An 18,489-nucleotide genomic window follows, 5' to 3' on the forward strand; every position below is an offset into this window, starting at 1 on the left:
GTAACATTCCCCTTACCCCCTCCAATCTCGCCACATCTTTGTTATCTTTACTTTACAAATGATTCCATCTACTCCAAATAAATACAACGAAAAATTTCAGCAGGCTCTGGCCCAACTTAACCCCGAGCAATTGGCTGCCGTTAACAAAATGGATGGCCCCGTTTTGGTAATTGCCGGGCCGGGCACTGGTAAAACACAGATCCTGGCTGCACGAATCGGTAAAATATTAACCGAAACAGATGCCAGCGCACATGAAATTTTGTGCCTCACTTATACCGATGCCGGCGCTGTTGCCATGCGCAAAAGGCTTTTTGAATTTATCGGGCCCGATGCTTACCGCGTTAATATTTACACCTTTCACGCTTTTTGTAACGAGATCATCCAGGAAAACCTGGACTATTTCGGCAAGCTCAATATGGAGGCGTTGTCTGATCTGGAGTCGGCGATGCTTTTCAGGGAATTGGTAGATGAATTCCCGAACGATCACCTGTTGAAACGATTTACCGGTGAGATATATTTTGAAGCGCCGCGCCTGAAAAACCTTTTCTCGACCATGAAAAGCGAAGGCTGGAATGAGGCCACTATCGAAAGGGCGGTAAACGAATATTTAGACGACCTGCCCAGTCGTGAAGAATTTATCTATAAAAGGGCAAACGCCAAAGCAGGGATAAATATTGGCGACCCCAAGCAAAAGGATATCGATAAGGCACACGACCTGATGAAGAAATTGCTGGCCGCTGTAGGCGAATACCAGAATTTCGACAAAAAGATGAAGGCAAAGGGTCGCTATGATTATGACGACATGATCATTTGGGTGTTGAAGGCTTTCCGCGAAAATGAAGAACTTTTGCGCCGTTACCAGGAGCGTTACCAGTATATTCTGGTAGATGAGTTCCAGGATACCAGCGGGTCGCAAAATGAACTGCTAAAGTTTATGCTGAACTACTGGGAAACACCAAACGTTTTTGTTGTTGGTGATGATGACCAGTCGATCTTCAGGTTCCAGGGCGCTAACATGAAGAACATCCTGGATTTTGCCAGCGATTATGTGAGCACACTGCAAACGGTGGTATTAAAGCATAATTACCGCTCCAATCAACACATCCTCGACATTTCAAAGGCGCTCATCAACAACAACCGGGAACGCTTGACCGCCCAACTTGCGCTTGATAAAAACCTAAAGGCGGCACACCCGCGTTTTGATACGTTAGTTGTAGCACCTGTTATAAACGAATACGAAAATCCAGGCAAGGAACTGGTTGATGTGGCCCATAAGATTAAAAAGCTATTGGAAAGCGGCACCGAACCGGGAGAAATAGCCGTGATCTACCGCAACCATAGCCAGGTTGAAGAACTGATCCAATACCTGGATACGCAAAACATCGCTGTAAACACCAAACGCAAGATAGATATCTTCACATTGCCATTCGGCGAAAAGATCATCAATATCCTTCGCTACCTGGCCATGGAAATGGATTCGCCTTATAGCGGAGACGAATTGTTATTCGAGATTATGCATTATGATTTTTTTGACATCCCTCCTATCGAGATTGCCAAAGCAAGCGTTGCTGTATCCAAGGAGAATTTTGCCACATCAAGAAATAATGAGCCAAAAACCTCGCTGCGCCGCTACATCAGTGATATGAAGATTCCCGTGCAAACGGGTTTGTTTGACGAGGCAAAAAACCATGGCATGAAATTTTTGGTAAGCGATATCGATTACCTGCTAACCTATTCGGCCAGCAATACGCTGCAACAGCTTTTTCAGCAACTGATTGCCAAAATGGGCATTCTTAGATACATCATGCAGCAACCTGATAAAGGCTGGTACATGCAGGTGCTCACCAACTTTTTTGATTTTTTAAAGGATGAAAGCCGCAAGAATCCGGATATAAAGCTGGCTGACCTGGTGGCAATGATCAAACTGATGAAAGATAACCAGATAAGGCTGGCATTAAACCAGATCATTTTTTCTGAGAATGGCATCAATTTTCTAACCGCTCACGGATCAAAAGGCCTCGAGTTTGAACACGTATTTTTAATTGGTTGCACTAAAAAGATCTGGGACAGTAAAGGCCGCAATTACGGGTTCAGCTATCCTGACACTTTAACACAGGCTGCCGACGATGACATCGCCCAAAAGGAGGAATCGCGCAGGTTGTTTTATGTGGCGCTTACCCGTGCAAAGCAGCACTTGTTTATTTCTTTTGCCAATAAGGATAAAAACGGCAAGGACCAGGAATCGTCTCAATTTGTGGGCGAAATTTTGGCTGATACAGATTTGCCGGTGCATTATCCAAAAGTTACCGAAGATGAAATGATCGCTTTTACTGCCTTGCAATTCAGCGAGGCGGATAAACCGAAGGTGCAGTTGCTGGATACCAATTATATTAACCTGTTATTACAGGACTATACGTTATCTGTAACCCACTTAAGCAATTACCTGGATTGCCCGCTAAGGTTTTATTTCCAGTGCTTAATCAGGGTGCCATCTGGTAAAAGCCCGTCGGCTACGTTTGGGCAGGCTGTGCACTGGGCATTAAACAAGGTATTCAGAACCCTGAAGGACGATGGTAACGAATTCCCGCTCACCGAAGACTTCATAAAGGAGTTCCGCTGGTACATGTACCGTAACCGCGATTCATTTACCAAGGAAGAATTTAAATTAAGACTGGATTATGGCGAGAAGATCCTGCCGGACTATTACAACCAAAACATTGAAGTCTGGAATAAAAACGCAGTTACCGAACGCAGTATAAAAAATGTGGAGGTAGAAGGCGTACCTATAAAAGGGAACCTGGATAAAGTTGAGTTTAACGGGAAAGAGGTGACTGTTGTTGATTATAAAACCGGTAAGCTTAAATATGCAAAGGATAAATTTACCAAACCAAACGATGAAAAACCAAACGGCGGCGATTACTGGCGCCAGGCCGTATTTTACAAGATCTTAATTGACAACGACCACACTATTGACTGGGAAGTAGTAAGCACCTTGTTTGAGTTTGTCGAACCCATTAACGATGGCGAATATCATAAGGAAAAGGTCATCATCACTCCGGAAGATACTGAAGAAGTAACCAAACAAATTACGACTGTATATCAGAAAATAATGGCACATGATTTTAACACCGGCTGCGGCAAAAAAGAATGTGACTGGTGCCATTTTGTAAAAAGCAACTTCAAGCAGGTTGGCAACGTTATGCAGGAAGAAGAAACGAATTAATCATCATGAAAAACCTATTATCTATTATCGCAGTACTATTTGCTTTACAGGCATCTGCACAAACAACCATTAAACAGGACGCACCTATCAAACAAATGGTTGAGGAAGTATCCGCAAAAAACATTGAAGCTAACATCCGCAAACTGGTAAGCTTTAAGAGCCGGCACACGTTGAGCGATACCACCAGCAAAACCGAAGGCAGCGGCGCCGCCCGTAATTGGATAAAGGCCGAGATGGAAAAATACGCCGAACAATCTAACGGCAGGATGACGGTTCAGTTTGATACATTTACCCAACCAAAGGGCGATAGGATTGATAAACCGGTACACCTTAAAAATGTGCTCGCTACTTTAAAAGGCACCGATCCTAACGACAACAGGGTTTATATTGTATCGGGGCATTATGACTCAAGGGTTAATGACGTGATGAACGCAAACGCTGTGGAGCCGGGCGCCAACGACGATGCGTCAGGATCAGCAGTATCAATGGAACTGGCAAGAGTGATGAGCAAATGGTCGTTCCCATCCACCATTATATTTATGTGCGTGGTTGGCGAAGAACAGGGCTTATATGGCTCCACCAACGTAGCCAAGCGCGCCAAAGCTGAAAAATGGAATGTTGATGCCATGCTGAATAACGACATTGTAGGCAATACCCATGGAATGGAAACTGATCTGAAGGATAACCGCAGCGTCCGTGTGTTCAGTGAGGGGATACCCTCAACAGCAGCAGGTAATGATCGTGAGATAAGAAGTTTAATATCCTTAGGTGGTGAAGACGACAGCCCCTCGCGCGAGTTGGCCCGCTATGTTAAGGAAACCGCGGAACGCTATGTAGACCAATTGGATGTAAAGCTCATCTATCGCCGCGACCGTTTCCTGCGTGGCGGCGATCATGTGCCATTTCTTCAGCAAGGTTTCACAGCAGTACGGTTCACCGAGATGAACGAGGATTTTAACCGTCAGCACCAGGATATCCGCACTGAGAAAGGCGTTGACTATGGTGATCTGCCCGACTTCGTGGACTTTAATTATGTTCAAAAGGTAGCACGTATGAATTTATCTGTGCTGGCAAACCTGGCCCTTGCTCCATCTGAACCGGAAAGTGTCGGCGTGGTAACCAGCGATCTCACCAATAAAACAACCTTAAAATGGGAAACCCCAAAGACCGGTAAAAAACCTGCAGGATATTATGTGCTGATGCGCGAAACCACCAGCCCCTATTGGGAAAAGAAATTTTATGTGGAAGGTAACGGCTTAACGTTAGCCTACTCAAAGGACAATTATTTTTTCGCTGTGCAATCGGTTGATGAAAAGGGACATGAGAGTTTGCCGGTGTATCCGAAGCCGGTGCGGTAAATTGTAGAGACGCAAAATATTGCGTCTCCCGCTTGCAATTCCCGATGTTTGTGCCTCCGCTATTTAAATAAATAATCCTCGTTATCACCGTTCAACAACCACTGCCGCGGATTATCGATTATATAATTTTTAACGTTCATGTATTCTTTATCGCTACGAATAACACGATCATGATAGCGGGGCTGCCAAACGAATTCAATATAGTTAATAGTGGAAAATGTTTTAACCGAAGCCTTATAACCCCTTATTACAGAGCCAAGATTTTGACTTTGAACTCCAAATTTGTTTGGTTCCCAATTAGGCTTGTCCGGCTTATTAATAAATATGATGGCGTGAATATGATTGGGCATTATTACAAATTCGTCGAGTTCAACAAATGGAAAATGATCAGGAATGGAAATCCAATTTTCAGTTGCGACATTCCCAATTATAGTCGGACTTAAGAATGCGACGTCCTGCAAGTTTTCGTCCTCGCTGGAATCTATTTCTCCAAAATAATGTAATTTATCTTTGGTGCAAATTGTAATATAATATAATGCATTTGATCCATAATCCCACCCAGTTAATCGTGTTGATGGAATACGATATTTACTTTTAAATTTATCATCCATAATGATAGTGGATAGGTAAAGTAAATATAATGAAGAGATTGGATATAAAATAACATTGGTTCGAGACGCAAGATATTGCGTCTCTACAAATTACTTCACACTTTTCCTGAGCACAATAAAATATCCCGCGATAAAAACTACCACCGCAATAACAAGGCTCACCCAGGTGTCTTTAGTAAGCAGGTCTACAGTAAAGTGAGGCATGGCGGACGGATGATTGCCGCCGTTTTTAGCTGGCCCCAAGGCTTTCATGGCCATCATAGGATGTGAATAAGGAAAAAGATAAGCGTATTGCCAGCTGTTGCCAGCCAAAATCCCTCCAACAATTACGCATACAAACCCAATCCCCATAGGCTTTATAAAATCGCTGAACAAAAGGCTTAATAAAAATTGTATAGATAGAATTCCTAAAGAGGCCAGGAAAAATTTAAAGTAGATCTGCGCTAAAATACTGGCAATACTATATTCGCTAAACTTTAACGATGGCTTTATTACCCCTAATAAATTACCAAAGCCAATTGTAAACAATACAAACAATGCAAGGCAAAAGAATACAAGAAAAAACGCATAAAAGTATTTGGCTGCGTAAACTGATAGCTTTGATATTGGCAGGCTAAAAATGGTTTTCCAGGTATCAGCCTTATGCTCCAGGCTATTTACAGAGTAAGCAATAAAAATTATGAGCATAGGCATCAATAACAGCCCCATTACGCCTAGTATTGGTGCTGCAAACTTCAGCCAGAGTTCCATGCTCGAGTTATTGATTAACCCATCACTCTTATAAAAAAAGCCTATAAATACAAACAGGCACAACAATAGCGGCAGTAAAACAGCGCTCCAAAAACCCATGGTTTTGCGCGTTTTATAAAATTCGGACCGGAATGAGAGTATAAATCCTTTCATAATTATTTAGGCGTTTTGCGTGATGGCTAAGAATAATTTTTCCAGGTCCTGTTGTTGTTTGTTAATGCTGTATACCATGTAACCGTTTTGGTTTAACATGGCATTAATTTCGCCCATGCTTTCCTTTGAAGTATAAGGAACAAAAACATGATGGTCGCTAACTTCCGAAACATTGACATTATTCTTCTTTAAAAAATTAGCGGCCTCAACGGCCTGATCGGTTTCAATTTGTACCGACGGTTTACTTAATGCTTCCAGCTCCTGGATGCTGCCCTGGAACATCAGTTCACCATGATTGATGATGCCTACATGGGTAGCCATCTTCTGAATTTCGGCTAATAAGTGGCTGGAGATAAAAACTGTTTTTTTGTACTCACCTGTTAGCTTCATTAGCAACTCGCGAATTTCAATGATCCCGTTCGGATCGAGGCCGTTGGTTGGTTCATCTAATATCAACAACTTCGGGTCGCTTAATAGTGCTAGAGCGATCCCTAAACGTTGTTTCATCCCCAAGGAATATTGCCCTGCTTTTTTGTGAGCGGCATCCTGCAGGTGAACAAGCCTCAGCATTTCGTCGACCCTTGTTTCAGGAATTTGCAACAGTAAGGCCCTGTTCATCAGGTTTTCTCTACCTGTTAAATGCAGGTAAATAGCCGGCTGTTCAATCAGCGACCCAATTTGTGAAAGAATTTTTATGCGGTTGTTTTGCAGGTCGAGATCAAAAATAGAAATGCTGCCTTCCTGTGTTTTTAGCAGGTTGAGCAGCAATTTTATGGTGGTAGTTTTTCCGGCGCCGTTTGGGCCAAGGAAGCCATAAATACTTCCTTCCGGAACTTGTAATGAAAGTGATTTTACTACGGTTTGGTTGCCAAAGGTGAAGGTTAGGTTTTGAGTATTAATTACCATACTTTTTCTTTGGCTATTGAACAAACGGTTTTTACTAAACTAACACCTTTATAAAACAAAGAGGTTGCCTGCACGGAGGAACCAACAATAGTTTCCTTTTTCTGATGAAACTGGTAACTTACGCCCATTATTAGCGCGAAGAATACCGGAACCAGTAATAAGATGAAAGGATTGGAGTTTTTGATAAGCGTTTTCATTGTGTTTGTGTTTGATGATACAAAGGAATATCAAAAAAATTACCTGCTAAAAACATTTAGACCAACGCACGGGATTCATAGATGAATGGCAGAATAATCAAACTAACCCGTTCGTCGGATTTTTAAGCCTGTTTATCGACAAAAGCTGATACTATATATAATATAAGTGCTTTAACGGTGTGTAATTATTAATTTAGGTGTGATGAAAAGCCGTTGGCAAATATTCTGGCATGTGTTTTTTTGGGTGTTAATGATCTCGTTTTTGATCTTCATAGCCCAATTGGATGAAAAAATATCCCTCAGGGAGATCCTGGTTGTATTCATTTTATACTCGGTAATTAATATAAGCCTGTTTTATATCAATTACCTCATATTACTGCCCCGTTTTTTTCATAAAAAGCGCTATGGTACATACGCCATTATTGTAACCATAACGGTTATAGTATTCGGGATTGGTAAATACGGCGTCGGGTTGCTGTTTAAATCATTTATATTGGTTCACAGCAAAGGGCATGTAATTGGCTTCGCCCAGTATTTCTTAGGCACACTATTCACCAGCCTGTTCTTCCTGTTTTTAAGCACCGCGTTGAAATTTGCCATTGATTGGTTTTTAAATGAACGCATCCAGCGCGACCTTGAAAATCAACGATTGAGCGCGGAGCTGTCATTTTTAAAATCACAGATCAATCCGCATTTCTTATTTAATTCGCTTAACAGTATTTACTCACTGGCTTACCAACGATCTGCAACCACGCCCGAGGCGATTCTTAAACTATCGGAAATTATGCGGTATATGCTGTATGAGTGTAACGATAATAAGGTCGAACTGTCCAAAGAGCTGCAGTACCTGCAAAACTACATCGACCTGCAAAAAATACGCTTCAGCAATAAGGCCTATATTGATTACAAGGTGGAGGGTGTAATACAAAACCAGCAAATAGTACCGTTATTATTGATCGCATTTATTGAAAATGCCTTTAAACACGGTGTAGCGAATGATCCGCTTACGCCTATCCGATTATTAATTGATGTTGATGACGAGCATTTGCATTTTTACATACAAAACAAAAAACATAACAATAATCGTGATCCGGCAGGTGGAATTGGTTTGAATAATGTTAAACGCAGGCTAAATTTGCTGTATCCGAATAAATATAATTTGGACATCCGCGACGAAACCGATACTTATACCGTTGAATTATCTTTAGTTTTATAAAATGATAAGATGCCTGATTGTTGATGATGAGCCTTTGGCACTGCATATACTGGAAGACTATATCTCAAAGATCCCGTTTTTGCAATTGGTTAAGGCCACAACAAATCCTATTGAAGCGCTTACGCTCGTTCAGGAGAAGCTGGTCGACCTGGTTTTTTTGGACGTACAGATGCCCGAACTTACCGGTATCCAGTTTTTACGAATAGCCAACGGAAAGGCAAAGGTTATTTTAACCACCGCCTATCCACAGTATGCACTTGAGGGTTATGAATTGGATGTGATAGACTATTTGTTAAAGCCAATCGCCTTTGATCGTTTTTTTAAATCCGTTCAAAAAGCACAAGCTGTTTTACAGCCGGCAGCCGCCCCTATACAGCCGGAACCCGTACAACAAAAACAACAGGACCTGTTGAGCGATTTCATCTTTGTTAAAACGGAGCACAAAATTCAAAAGGTTTACCTTAATGATATTCTTTTTATAGAGGGATTAAAAGATTACATCTCCATTTTCACCCCTGCAGAACGCATCATTACCCTGCAGAACATGAAGAAAATGGAAGATGCCCTGCCGGAAAAGCATTTTATCCGGGTGCACAAATCGTACATCGTATCCATTAATAAGATAGACAGCATTGAGCGGAGCCGGATCTTTATAGGTGACAAGATCATTCCAGTTGGCGATACCTACAGGGAAGAGTTTTTTAAGATTGTTGACGGGAAGAACATCTGAAGAAGTCCTGAGTATTTAGTCCAAAGTCCCGAGTCTTTCTTGACTTAAGACTACCGACTCACGACTTCGGACTTCTTAGCTGTCCAAGCGCCTCTTTTATTCTTATCTCAGCTTCTTTAACCAAATCTTCTGTGGGCCTTCCTTTTGGCTCAATCGGTTCAAGCACCTCCCAGGTTGCTTTAATGAATGTACCGAGTGGATAAAGGCCATGTTCGGTTAGTTTCCACGAATTATTAATAGCAATGGGAACCAATAATGCTTCGGGGCATTTTTTCAGGATAGTTGCGATACCGCCAACCTGGAACGGTTTTACAATGCCATCTTTTGAACGTGTACCTTCCGGAAAAATAACGGTCGACCATTTATTTTCTTTCATCCGGTTGGCCAGTTTAACTAATTCAGTAATAGATTGACGTGAATCATTACGGTCAATATTGGCGCCGCCGCCATATTTCAGGTTATACGATATAGATGGAATCCCCCTTGTGAGTTCAATTTTTGAGATGAACTTGGCGTGATACTTACGCAGGTAATAGATGAGCGGTGGGATGTCGGCCAGGCTTTGGTGATTAGCGATAAAAATGAGGGGGTGCCCAACCGGAAGGTTTTGATTGTTAATAAACACTACCCTGTTCCCCGTTAAATAAAAAGTACTGAACAGACATAAGTTTAAAAAATCGACCACCTTCTTGTGTGCCGAATAACCAAAAACGTTATAAGCAATCCATTGTAATGGGTGAAAAATAAACAGCGCCAGGAAAAAAGCGATGACCGTTAGCGGCGATAAGATATATCCGAAGAGCTTTCTCATAAAAGCTACAAATTTAATATTTTAGTTGATTGGTTGGAGTTGGTTGATTAAGTTAGATTGTGTTGACTCAGTTGAATAGGTTAGAATTGTTGATTGGATTTTACGCGTGATAACTTAATCAACCCACTAAACTTAATCAACTATAACTTTCCTTCCAATATCATTATTTGCACCTTCAAAACCGCAGCAACCGTTATCGAATCAGTTATCGTTCCATCACAAACCATTTCGTACGCTTTGGCAAAAGGCACTTTGTTAACTATCAATTGTTCGGTGTCTTCAGGCTCGGCCTCAAATTGCTTTAAATCGCGGGCAAGGTAAATAATACTAAGCTCATCGCTTACCGAATTTGAAAGATGCAAGCGCTGAATCTCTGTCCAGGAATTTGCTTTAAGCCCGGTTTCTTCCAGTAATTCACGTTGTGCTGAAGCTAATGGATCGGTACCCTCCGGACCGCCACCTTCGGGTATTTCCCAGCTGTATTGGTTTAAGGGAAACCTATATTGACCAACCAAATAGGTATTCAATTCCTCGTCCAAAGGCAAAACACCTATTGCCAGGTTTTTAAAACGTATCTTGCCATAAATGCCCGGGTTGCCTGATGGATTGATAACCTGGTATTCGGTTACGTTGATCCAGGGGTTATCATAGACTGCTTTCTCGCCGGTTATTTGCCAGGGGTTTTCTTTGGGGTGATGCATGGGGTAAAAATAGCAAGATTATGTTATTTAATCTTGTCAGTAAGTACATACCTCCCCTTCAAATCTTCTTTATCCGCTACCATATTCCAATAATCAATTAAATATTTACGGACCGACTTTGGCAATGTTTCAAATGATTTATCCCATTTTACCGAGTATTCATCCTCATCAAGCTCCGGCACGTGTACCCTGAAAACGTATTTTACATTTTTGTAATGTACCATCATCTTCCAGGTTGATCCATCCCCCCGATCCGGATCAAGCTGGTAAACAAAAATACTTTCTAACAGTCCGTCTTTATCTATATCGATGATTTTGGTATAAGTATACCTAAGCAGGATACCCAAGTCGGAGAAATCCCTGATCTCCCAATCCTTAACAAAAACACCGTTGTGCTGGGTATAGCCGAATCCAAAGATCGACACCTTACTTGTTTCTTCAGTTTTAGTGAGGATATAAAGGTGAAGTCCTGCCGCATCCTTAAATTCATAGGCATCTATAAGTTTCCCGGTAAACGCTACCGGCACCTTGTCGTGCAGAATTTCCTTTACATAAGTTTGGGCTTTGCTTAGTTGGGAAGATAGCAAAGCAAGAAACAGCAGAATTGTGAATTTATAGCGCATTGGCATAAAGGTTTACCAAAGCTAATGATTAGCGCTTATCTCCCAAAGGCCCAAATCAAGAACTTAGGCATTGCCTTAGCCCAGGTTTCGGGATTATGGCTGCCGCCAACCATTTCCAGGTATTGAACATCCGCAGGGCGGGTAAAACCTTTGTTTTCAAGCTCTTTTATCAGGTCGACCGTATCGTCGATAGAGTCGATGATGCCATTTTTGTTTCGGTCGCTGGTTTCGTCTTTGGTGCCGGTTTGCAGCCAGATTTTTATCCCTGGTTTAACTGCCGTGTTCCTTACTATGCTGTGCATAATGCGGTCGTTTTCGGTGTAGCCTTTGGTAAGGTCCTTGCTTCTCCACCAAAAAGATCCGGAGAAAACCCCAACTTTATCAAAAAGTTCCGGATTGTTCCAGGTAATATCCAATGCGGACAGGCCGCCTAAAGAAAAACCGGCATAAGCGGTTGAGTTAAATTTTTCGATGCCTGTAAGTTTTGTAATAGCAGGCAGCAATTCAGTTTTTATAAATGCCGTATATAAAGCTGCTTTTGAACCTCGCTTTTTAAAGTCGGGTTTGCCGGCGGTACCGTATTCCTGCAGGCGTTCTTCACCGGCGTGGATGGCAACCACCAGCGTAGGTTTTATACGATTTATATTTGTTAATTCTTCAAGGGTTTCCTTTAACTGCAGCGCTTCGCTTTCCTGTCCGTCATTCAATAACAACAAATTCAGGGGTTCGGTAAGTTCATTTTCTTCCGGCATCAGCAGCGTACAGGTAACATCGCGCTTCAACACATCAGACTTTATGGTTATTATATTTTCAGTGATAGCTATCTCCATCTCCAGCCAACTCGCGTACATCTCTATTTCAATTAGTTAAGGGCGCAAATTTACGGTTAACATTTTACAATTTGAAAATTTGCCGATTTGATGATTTCAAAATGATAAAAGTACGCTCATTTTCAAATCTTTATTCCAAATCCTTGCCTTTTTCAAACAAACAAGTTACCTTACAATCATCATAAAAACCCAATACATTGACTGAAAAATATCACCGCTGGTACTCCCCAAACCTGGGAATTGATGTAGAAATGCTGGTTTTTGGCGACCGCGGTTACCCGGTTATCCTTTTCCCGACGTCACAGGGGCGTTATTTCCAGAATAAGGATGAGGGACTTATTGACAGCGTGCGCTGGTTTGTTGACGAGGGGCTAGTTAAAATTTACTGTCCGGATAGCTTTGATTGGCTTACCTGGTACAATAAAGGAGTTAGTCCGGCAGAACGTGCGCACCGCTACGCCTGGTACGATAAAATGCTTGCTGACGAGCTTGCGCCATGGGCTATGTACGAGACCGGTGTTAGCAAAATAGCCACCGCCGGTTGCAGTTTCGGCGGATATCATGCTGCAAACTTCGCCCTAAAGCATCCCGATAAAACCGGCCACCTGTTTAGCATGAGCGGAGCCTTTGACATGAAGCAGTTTACCGATGGGTTTTATAATGATGACGTGTTTTATAACAACCCCGTTGACTTTTTACCCGGCAGCAACCTATCCGACCTATGGCACATGAATATCATCCTCGGCACCGCCGAGCACGACATTTGTTTGGGCGATAATAAGCGACTCTCAAACATTATGAACCAAAAGCATATTAACCATTGGTTGGATATCCGCCCGTTCGCCAGTCATGACTGGCCGATCTGGAAGGAAATGTTTCCGCATTATTTGTCAACGATAAGGTAGATGATAGAGATTAGAGGCTGGAGATTAGATAGCGACCGTATTAAAATAACAGAAGTTAGAATTAAGAACTAAATAAAAACATAACTACCCATGAAAAAAATAGGAATCTTATTCGGACAGGAACAATCGTTCCCACACGCGTTTGTTGCTCGCATCAACCAAAAGGGCGAGAAAAATATAAGCGCAGAATTTGTGCGTATCGATAAGGTGATGCAGGCCGAGCCGTTGGATTACGCAGTAATTGTCGACCGCATTTCGCAGGATGTGCCTTTTTATCGCGCCATGCTAAAAAATGCAGCTATCTGCGGCACCGCGGTAATCAACAATCCGTTCTGGTGGAGCGCTGATGAGAAATTCTTTAACAACGCGCTGGCGGTAAAAATTGGTGTCCCTGTACCAAAAACGGTGATCCTGCCATCGAAGGATTTGCCGGATGATACAACAGATCAATCGTTCCGCAACCTGGCTTATCCGTTGGATTGGGAAGGTATTTTTAAATACGTTGGCTTCCCTGCTTATATGAAACCTTTTGACGGCGGAGGCTGGAAGGAAGTTTACCAGATCAATAACCTGGATGAGCTTTGGGACAATTACAACAAAACCAAACAATACGTAATGATGCTACAGGAGGAAATTATTTTTGAAGATTACTTCCGTTGCTATTGCATAGGTGGCAAACATGTACGCATTATGCAATACGAACCGCGCAACCCGCATCACCTGCGTTACGAGCATGGCAAGGCTCCCGCAGCAAAAAAGTTGCTGGAGACCGTAAAGAATTATGTGATCAAGCTCAATAAATATTTGGGATACGATTTTAATACTGTTGAGTTCGCTATCCGTGATGGAGTACCTTACGCCATCGATTTCTGTAACCCTGCACCCGATGCCGAAGTTACCAGCGTTGGCCAGGATAACTTCGACTGGGTTGTTGAAACCGCCGCCGATTACGCCATCGAACGCGCAAAAAAGCAAAAGGACGACAGCGATAACCTTACCTGGGGCGAGTATGTAAAAACCGGCGCAGCGGGTCATCATCTTTTATCATCAGAGAAAAAAGTTGAGAAGAAAGCCGAGAAAAAGGAAGTAAGTGCAGGAGCTATTGATCATGAAATTGCAGCAGAGAAGAAAGTTGTAAAGCCGAAGAAAGCTGTTAAAAAATAATAATACAACGGCTCGCATGGCGGTGGGTTTGAAACCCATCGCTATGATAAAAGCTTGTTTAAACCAACCAATTATAAAGGCTAACTAAAAATGAACGAGTTTACCATAGGTGTTGAAGAAGAATTCATGGTGGTTGACCCTGTGAGCAGGGAGCTGACATCGCATGAACAAAAAATTGTTGACAGCGCTCAAAAGATCCACGAGGACCAGGTGAAGGCCGAGATGCACCAGGCAGTTGTTGAAGTAGGCACACACATTTGCCACAACACACAGGAAGCGCGTAAGGAGGTGGGCAAATTACGCGGCACGGTAGCACAGTTAGCCGGCGATATCGGCTTGCGCATCGGCGCTGCGGGAACGCACCCGTTTTCACACTGGCAGCACCAGCTGATTACGGATCATCCGCGATATTTTGAAATTGTAGATGAGCTGCAGGAGGCTGCACGGTCGAACCTGATTTTTGGCTTGCATGTGCATGTGGGCATCCAATCGCGGGATATGGCGATTCATATTGCCAACCAGGTACGCTATTTTTTACCGCACGTTTATGCGTTGTCAACAAACTCCCCGTTTTGGGAGGGACGCAATACGGGTTACAAATCATTCCGCACCAAGGTTTTTGACAAGTTTCCACGGACGGGCATTCCCGATTATTTCAGCAGTATTGAAGAATATGATAACTATATCAAGTTGTTGGTGAAAACCAATTGCATCGACAATGCCAAGAAGATCTGGTGGGACATCCGCGTACATCCATTTTTTGAAACCATAGAGTTCCGCATTTGCGATTGCCCCATGCTGATTGATGAAACCATGACATTCGTCGCTTTATTCCAGGCTTTGTGCGCTAAGTTGTATAAACTACGGCAGCAAAATATGTCGTTTATTAATTATAACCGCGCACTCATCAATGAGAATAAATGGCGGGCCGCCCGCTACGGGATCGACGGTAAAATGATAGACTTTGGTAAGGAGATGGAAGTAAATACCCGTGGTTTGATTTTAGAGCTGCTTGATTTTATAGATGACGTAGTGGATGACCTTGGGTGCCGTGACGACCTGCAATATGTGCACAAAATATTGGAACATGGCACAGGCGCCGACAGGCAATTGGCAGTTTATCAGCAAAATAATAACTTTGCCGACGTTGTTGACTATATTACGTCGCAAACGTTAAAAGGAATTTAGGATAAGAGATGATACAAACAGAAAAACCGGAAATTAAAGTTGCCATTCTCGATTTTTATGATGGGATAGCGAACGAGGGAATGCGTGGTTTCCGCGAAATTTTAGAGAGATACAAAGCCAAGAATGAGCTGAACTTAAACTACGAGGTATTTGACGTTCGCAGGAATGTTGAAGTCCCCGGAACCGATTTCGATATTTATATTTCGAGCGGCGGCCCCGGCAGCCCGATAGACAGTGAAGGCTCGGAATGGGAGAAAAAATATTTTCAGCTGGTAGATAAGCTTGAAGACATCAACCTTTCAAATGCATCTCAAAAGAAATACGGATTTTTTGTTTGCCATGCGTTTCAGCTGATGTGCCGCAAATACCAGTTGGGCGATATCAATATGAGGCGTTCAGCCTCATTTGGCGTGCTGCCGATTCATAAAACACATGCGGCCGCTAACGAGCCGGTTTTTGAAGGATTAACTGACCCTTTTTATTCGGTTGACTCAAGACTATGGCAGGTGGTAAATCCCGACGAAAAACGTTTCACCGATTTGGGCATGCAGTTGCTGGCGATTGAAAAGGAACGTCCGCATGTTGATTTGCCAAGGGCAATGATGGCGATCCGTTTCAGCGATTACTTTTTTGCCACGCAGTTTCATCCGGAAGCTGACGCGAAGGGTGTAAAATCACTGTTATTAAAGGAAGAAAAAAAGAAGGAAGTGGTTAGCGAGCACGGCATCGACAAATACAACGAGATGCTTGAACGACTTGAAGATCCTGATAAAATTACGCATACCCAAAACACCATGATCCCTAATTTTTTAGACCAGGCAGTTTTGAGTTTGCAGGAACTGAACTAAGATTTATAGGATTAAAAGATTTTAGGAACAATTAATATGAGTGAAATAGATAAATATCAGCAACTTATTTTACCGGTTTTAAAGCGGTATTTTATTACGCGGGCTGCTATTTTCGGATCAGTAGCCAAGGGCAACGCAAACGCGGGTAGTGACGTTGATCTATTAATAGAAGCTGGGCATGGGTTTACACTTTTTAAAATGTTAGAGCTTGAAGAAGAAATATCTGAATTGCTTAAGCGGAAAGTGGATCTTGTTGAATATAGCGCTCTTAAATCATCCATTAAAGCAGAGGTTCTATCATCTGCAATAACAATATTATGAGCAGATCGGATCATGTGTATTTGCAGGATATACTTGAATCGATAGAAATGATTCTGGGTTACATCGGTAGTAAAACAGAGTTTGAATTTGTAAATGATTTAATGTTGCAAGATGCTGTTGTAAGGCGATTTGAAATTATCGGCGAGGCATCTTCAAAAATCTCCGAAGTTCTTAAGATCCAGAATCCGGAAATACAATGGAGACTAATGAAAGGGATGAGAAATAAACTAATACATGAATATTTTGGAGTGTCGCCAATTACAATTTATTTAACAGTTCAGCAGGATCTTCCTGTCTTAAAGGAACAATTAGCTAAAATTGTAAATTAGTATTGTTATTTAAATCTTACTATCCTTTTCACCTAAAAATCTTAGTTCAAAGTGATACCATGAACCCATCCGCCAGGAAAACATACAACGCCAACTTTACCGAAGAAAAGTATCAAAACTTTCTAAGTGATTTGAATGAGGGCTTAAAAGAACCAATCGCTTTCCGCGTGGCGGAAACACCAGTATTTTTAACTGACGATTTTAGAGATAAGCTGATCTCGGCTGGAGATGACATCATCGAAACCATTTTACAACCCAATTTTAAGGAACTAACCGAAAGGGCCATCCCCCAAAAATGGCGTGTGGCTAATGAAAATGATCATCCGCATTTTATCGCGCTGGATTTTGGCGTTTGTAAGGATGAAAACGGGAATATAGTTCCAAAACTGATCGAGTTGCAAGGCTTCCCATCATTGTACGGGTTCCAGGTACACCTTGCCGATTGTTATAAAAGCAATTTTGAAATCGCTGATGACCAGTCCATATTTTTCAGTGGACTCGATAAATCATCCTATATCGACTTACTTAAAAAAACAATAGTTGGGGACTATAATCCCGACGAGGTTGTTTTGATGGATGTAAATGCGCCCGAACAAAAAACCGCGGTTGATTTCTATCTTACCCAAAAATTCATCGGCACCCCGGTAATTTCGTTGAGCGATTTGGAGTTGGATGGCAACCAACTCTTTTACACTGTTAATGGGGAAAAGAAACGCATCAAACGCATTTATAACCGTTTGATATTTGATGAAATAGAAGGCGACCAAAGCATATTTGAAAAAGTGGTTGACATCCGCCAGCCGCTTGACGTGGAATGGATCACGCACCCCAACTGGTTTTATCGCGTCAGCAAATTCACTATACCTTTTTTAAAGGGCGATTATATCCCAAAGACACAATTTCTGCATGAGCTAAATGGAATCCCTGCCGACCTTGAAAATTATGTTTTAAAACCCCTGTTTTCATTTGCGGGGCAGGGTGTAATCATCGACGTAAAAAAAGATGACATTGAAAACATAAAGGATCCGGAGAATTGGATCCTGCAGCAAAAGGTAAATTATGAACCTGTAGTACAGGCACCGGATGGCGGTGTAAAAGTTGAGATCCGCTTGCTTTACCTGTGGCCAAACGGCGATGAAAAACCAACTTTAGCCGTTAACCTTGCCCGCTTAAGCCGTGGTAAAATGATCGGCGTACGCTATAATAAGGATTTTGATTGGGTAGGCGGAACAGTGGGGTTTTTTAGTAGTTAATTAGAGATTAGTTGAACGCGGGAGTGGCATCCTTTACTTTTAGTTATCATCAACCACCGTTATTTCTCTTAACTAATCTCTAATCTCCAGCCTCTAATCACCAACATTAAACTTTTTCATAATTTACTTGTCTGTACTTATATATAAATTGTATTAAATTTGTGACGTGAATATCCAGGTAATTATAATAGCGATACTATTTGCAGCGGCAGTCTTTTATGTTGGCAGGCTTCTTTATAAAAGCTTGTTCACCAAAAAGAGCTGTGGCAGTAACTGTAAATGCGGCGTGGATTTTTCGGCCATCGAGCCCGATAAGTCACACAAATAAACCAGACCATTTATATACATTACAAGCATATAGTATTTATTTAA

20 protein-coding genes are annotated in these 18,489 nt (G+C 42.1%); 12 read left to right on the forward strand and 8 right to left on the reverse strand.

Annotated features, from left to right (window positions below):
• Positions 1-58: 58 nt before the first annotated feature.
• Both KXD93_RS12530 and KXD93_RS12535 read left to right on the forward strand, forming a co-directional pair.
• Positions 59-3,223: an ATP-dependent helicase gene (locus KXD93_RS12530; RefSeq protein WP_258137452.1), complete on the forward strand. Its 3,165-nt coding sequence runs from the start codon at positions 59-61 to the stop codon at positions 3,221-3,223.
• Between the two features lie 5 nt (positions 3,224-3,228).
• The gene (locus tag KXD93_RS12535) at positions 3,229-4,581 is read left to right on the forward strand and encodes a M28 family peptidase (protein WP_258137453.1); all 1,353 of its coding nucleotides are present in this window, start codon (positions 3,229-3,231) and stop codon (positions 4,579-4,581) included.
• A gap of 59 nt (positions 4,582-4,640) precedes the next feature.
• On the opposite strand, the gene KXD93_RS12540 is transcribed toward KXD93_RS12535, so the two are convergent.
• The 4 genes from KXD93_RS12540 to KXD93_RS12555 form a co-directional block, all read right to left on the reverse strand.
• Positions 4,641-5,192 (reverse strand): transposase, encoded by a 552-nt coding sequence (locus KXD93_RS12540; RefSeq protein ID WP_258137454.1) that lies wholly within the window; start codon positions 5,190-5,192, stop codon positions 4,641-4,643.
• 90 nt (positions 5,193-5,282) lie between these two features.
• Positions 5,283-6,095 carry an ABC transporter permease gene (locus tag KXD93_RS12545; protein ID WP_258137455.1) on the reverse strand — a complete coding sequence of 271 codons (813 nt, stop codon included), beginning with the start codon at positions 6,093-6,095 and terminating at the stop codon, positions 5,283-5,285.
• Between the two features lie 6 nt (positions 6,096-6,101).
• A complete protein-coding gene (locus tag KXD93_RS12550; protein WP_258137456.1) occupies positions 6,102-7,001 on the reverse strand; it encodes an ABC transporter ATP-binding protein in 900 nt (299 codons plus the stop codon).
• A complete protein-coding gene (locus KXD93_RS12555; RefSeq protein ID WP_258137457.1) occupies positions 6,995-7,198 on the reverse strand; it encodes a hypothetical protein in 204 nt (67 codons plus the stop codon). The genes KXD93_RS12550 and KXD93_RS12555 overlap by 7 nt, the downstream gene beginning before the upstream one ends.
• 202 nt (positions 7,199-7,400) lie before the next feature.
• Between KXD93_RS12555 and KXD93_RS12560 the strand changes: the two genes are divergently transcribed.
• Together KXD93_RS12560 and KXD93_RS12565 are read left to right on the forward strand one after the other, a co-directional pair.
• The gene (locus KXD93_RS12560) at positions 7,401-8,414 is read left to right on the forward strand and encodes a sensor histidine kinase (protein ID WP_258137458.1); all 1,014 of its coding nucleotides are present in this window, start codon (positions 7,401-7,403) and stop codon (positions 8,412-8,414) included.
• Between the two features lies 1 nt (position 8,415).
• Entirely contained in the window at positions 8,416-9,144 is a 729-nt protein-coding gene (locus KXD93_RS12565; protein ID WP_258137459.1) for a LytR/AlgR family response regulator transcription factor, read from the forward strand.
• Positions 9,145-9,202: 58 nt separating this feature from the next.
• On the opposite strand, the gene KXD93_RS12570 is transcribed toward KXD93_RS12565, so the two are convergent.
• The 4 genes from KXD93_RS12570 to KXD93_RS12585 all read right to left on the reverse strand — a co-directional run bounded on the left by KXD93_RS12570 (position 9,203) and on the right by KXD93_RS12585 (position 12,130).
• Positions 9,203-9,955, reverse strand: coding sequence for a lysophospholipid acyltransferase family protein (locus KXD93_RS12570; protein ID WP_258137460.1), 753 nt, complete (start codon positions 9,953-9,955; stop codon positions 9,203-9,205).
• Between the two features lie 140 nt (positions 9,956-10,095).
• Complete coding sequence (locus tag KXD93_RS12575) at positions 10,096-10,656, reverse strand: NUDIX domain-containing protein (protein ID WP_258137461.1); 561 nt, start codon at positions 10,654-10,656, stop codon at positions 10,096-10,098.
• A 23-nt stretch (positions 10,657-10,679) separates the two neighbouring features.
• Complete coding sequence (locus KXD93_RS12580; RefSeq protein ID WP_258137462.1) at positions 10,680-11,279, reverse strand: M949_RS01915 family surface polysaccharide biosynthesis protein; 600 nt, start codon at positions 11,277-11,279, stop codon at positions 10,680-10,682.
• Between the two features lie 35 nt (positions 11,280-11,314).
• On the reverse strand, positions 11,315-12,130 hold the full coding sequence (locus KXD93_RS12585; protein ID WP_258137463.1) for an alpha/beta hydrolase: 816 nt from the start codon (positions 12,128-12,130) through the stop codon (positions 11,315-11,317).
• 176 nt (positions 12,131-12,306) lie between these two features.
• On the opposite strand from KXD93_RS12585, the gene KXD93_RS12590 reads away from it, so the two are divergent.
• From KXD93_RS12590 to KXD93_RS12625, 8 genes are all read left to right on the forward strand, one after another.
• Positions 12,307-13,014 (forward strand): esterase family protein, encoded by a 708-nt coding sequence (locus tag KXD93_RS12590; protein WP_258137464.1) that lies wholly within the window; start codon positions 12,307-12,309, stop codon positions 13,012-13,014.
• 90 nt (positions 13,015-13,104) lie between these two features.
• Positions 13,105-14,178, forward strand: coding sequence for an ATP-grasp domain-containing protein (locus KXD93_RS12595; RefSeq protein ID WP_258137465.1), 1,074 nt, complete (start codon positions 13,105-13,107; stop codon positions 14,176-14,178).
• Positions 14,179-14,268: 90 nt separating this feature from the next.
• Positions 14,269-15,366, forward strand: a complete 1,098-nt coding sequence (locus tag KXD93_RS12600) for a carboxylate-amine ligase (protein ID WP_258137466.1) — start codon at positions 14,269-14,271, stop codon at positions 15,364-15,366.
• Between the two features lie 8 nt (positions 15,367-15,374).
• Entirely contained in the window at positions 15,375-16,214 is an 840-nt protein-coding gene (locus tag KXD93_RS12605) for a type 1 glutamine amidotransferase (protein ID WP_258137467.1), read from the forward strand.
• A gap of 36 nt (positions 16,215-16,250) precedes the next feature.
• On the forward strand, positions 16,251-16,535 hold the full coding sequence (locus tag KXD93_RS12610) for a nucleotidyltransferase family protein (RefSeq protein WP_258137468.1): 285 nt from the start codon (positions 16,251-16,253) through the stop codon (positions 16,533-16,535).
• Positions 16,532-16,864: a HepT-like ribonuclease domain-containing protein gene (locus tag KXD93_RS12615; protein ID WP_258137469.1), complete on the forward strand. Its 333-nt coding sequence runs from the start codon at positions 16,532-16,534 to the stop codon at positions 16,862-16,864. The genes KXD93_RS12610 and KXD93_RS12615 overlap by 4 nt, the downstream gene beginning before the upstream one ends.
• A 59-nt stretch (positions 16,865-16,923) precedes the next feature.
• The gene (locus KXD93_RS12620; RefSeq protein WP_258137470.1) at positions 16,924-18,117 is read left to right on the forward strand and encodes a hypothetical protein; all 1,194 of its coding nucleotides are present in this window, start codon (positions 16,924-16,926) and stop codon (positions 18,115-18,117) included.
• Positions 18,118-18,283: 166 nt separating this feature from the next.
• Positions 18,284-18,445 carry a FeoB-associated Cys-rich membrane protein gene (locus KXD93_RS12625; RefSeq protein ID WP_258137471.1) on the forward strand — a complete coding sequence of 54 codons (162 nt, stop codon included), beginning with the start codon at positions 18,284-18,286 and terminating at the stop codon, positions 18,443-18,445.
• The last annotated feature ends 44 nt before the right edge of the window (positions 18,446-18,489 follow it).

Origin of the sequence: Mucilaginibacter phenanthrenivorans (assembly GCF_024721155.1) — a bacterium.
Lineage (GTDB): Bacteria > Bacteroidota > Bacteroidia > Sphingobacteriales > Sphingobacteriaceae > Mucilaginibacter > Mucilaginibacter phenanthrenivorans.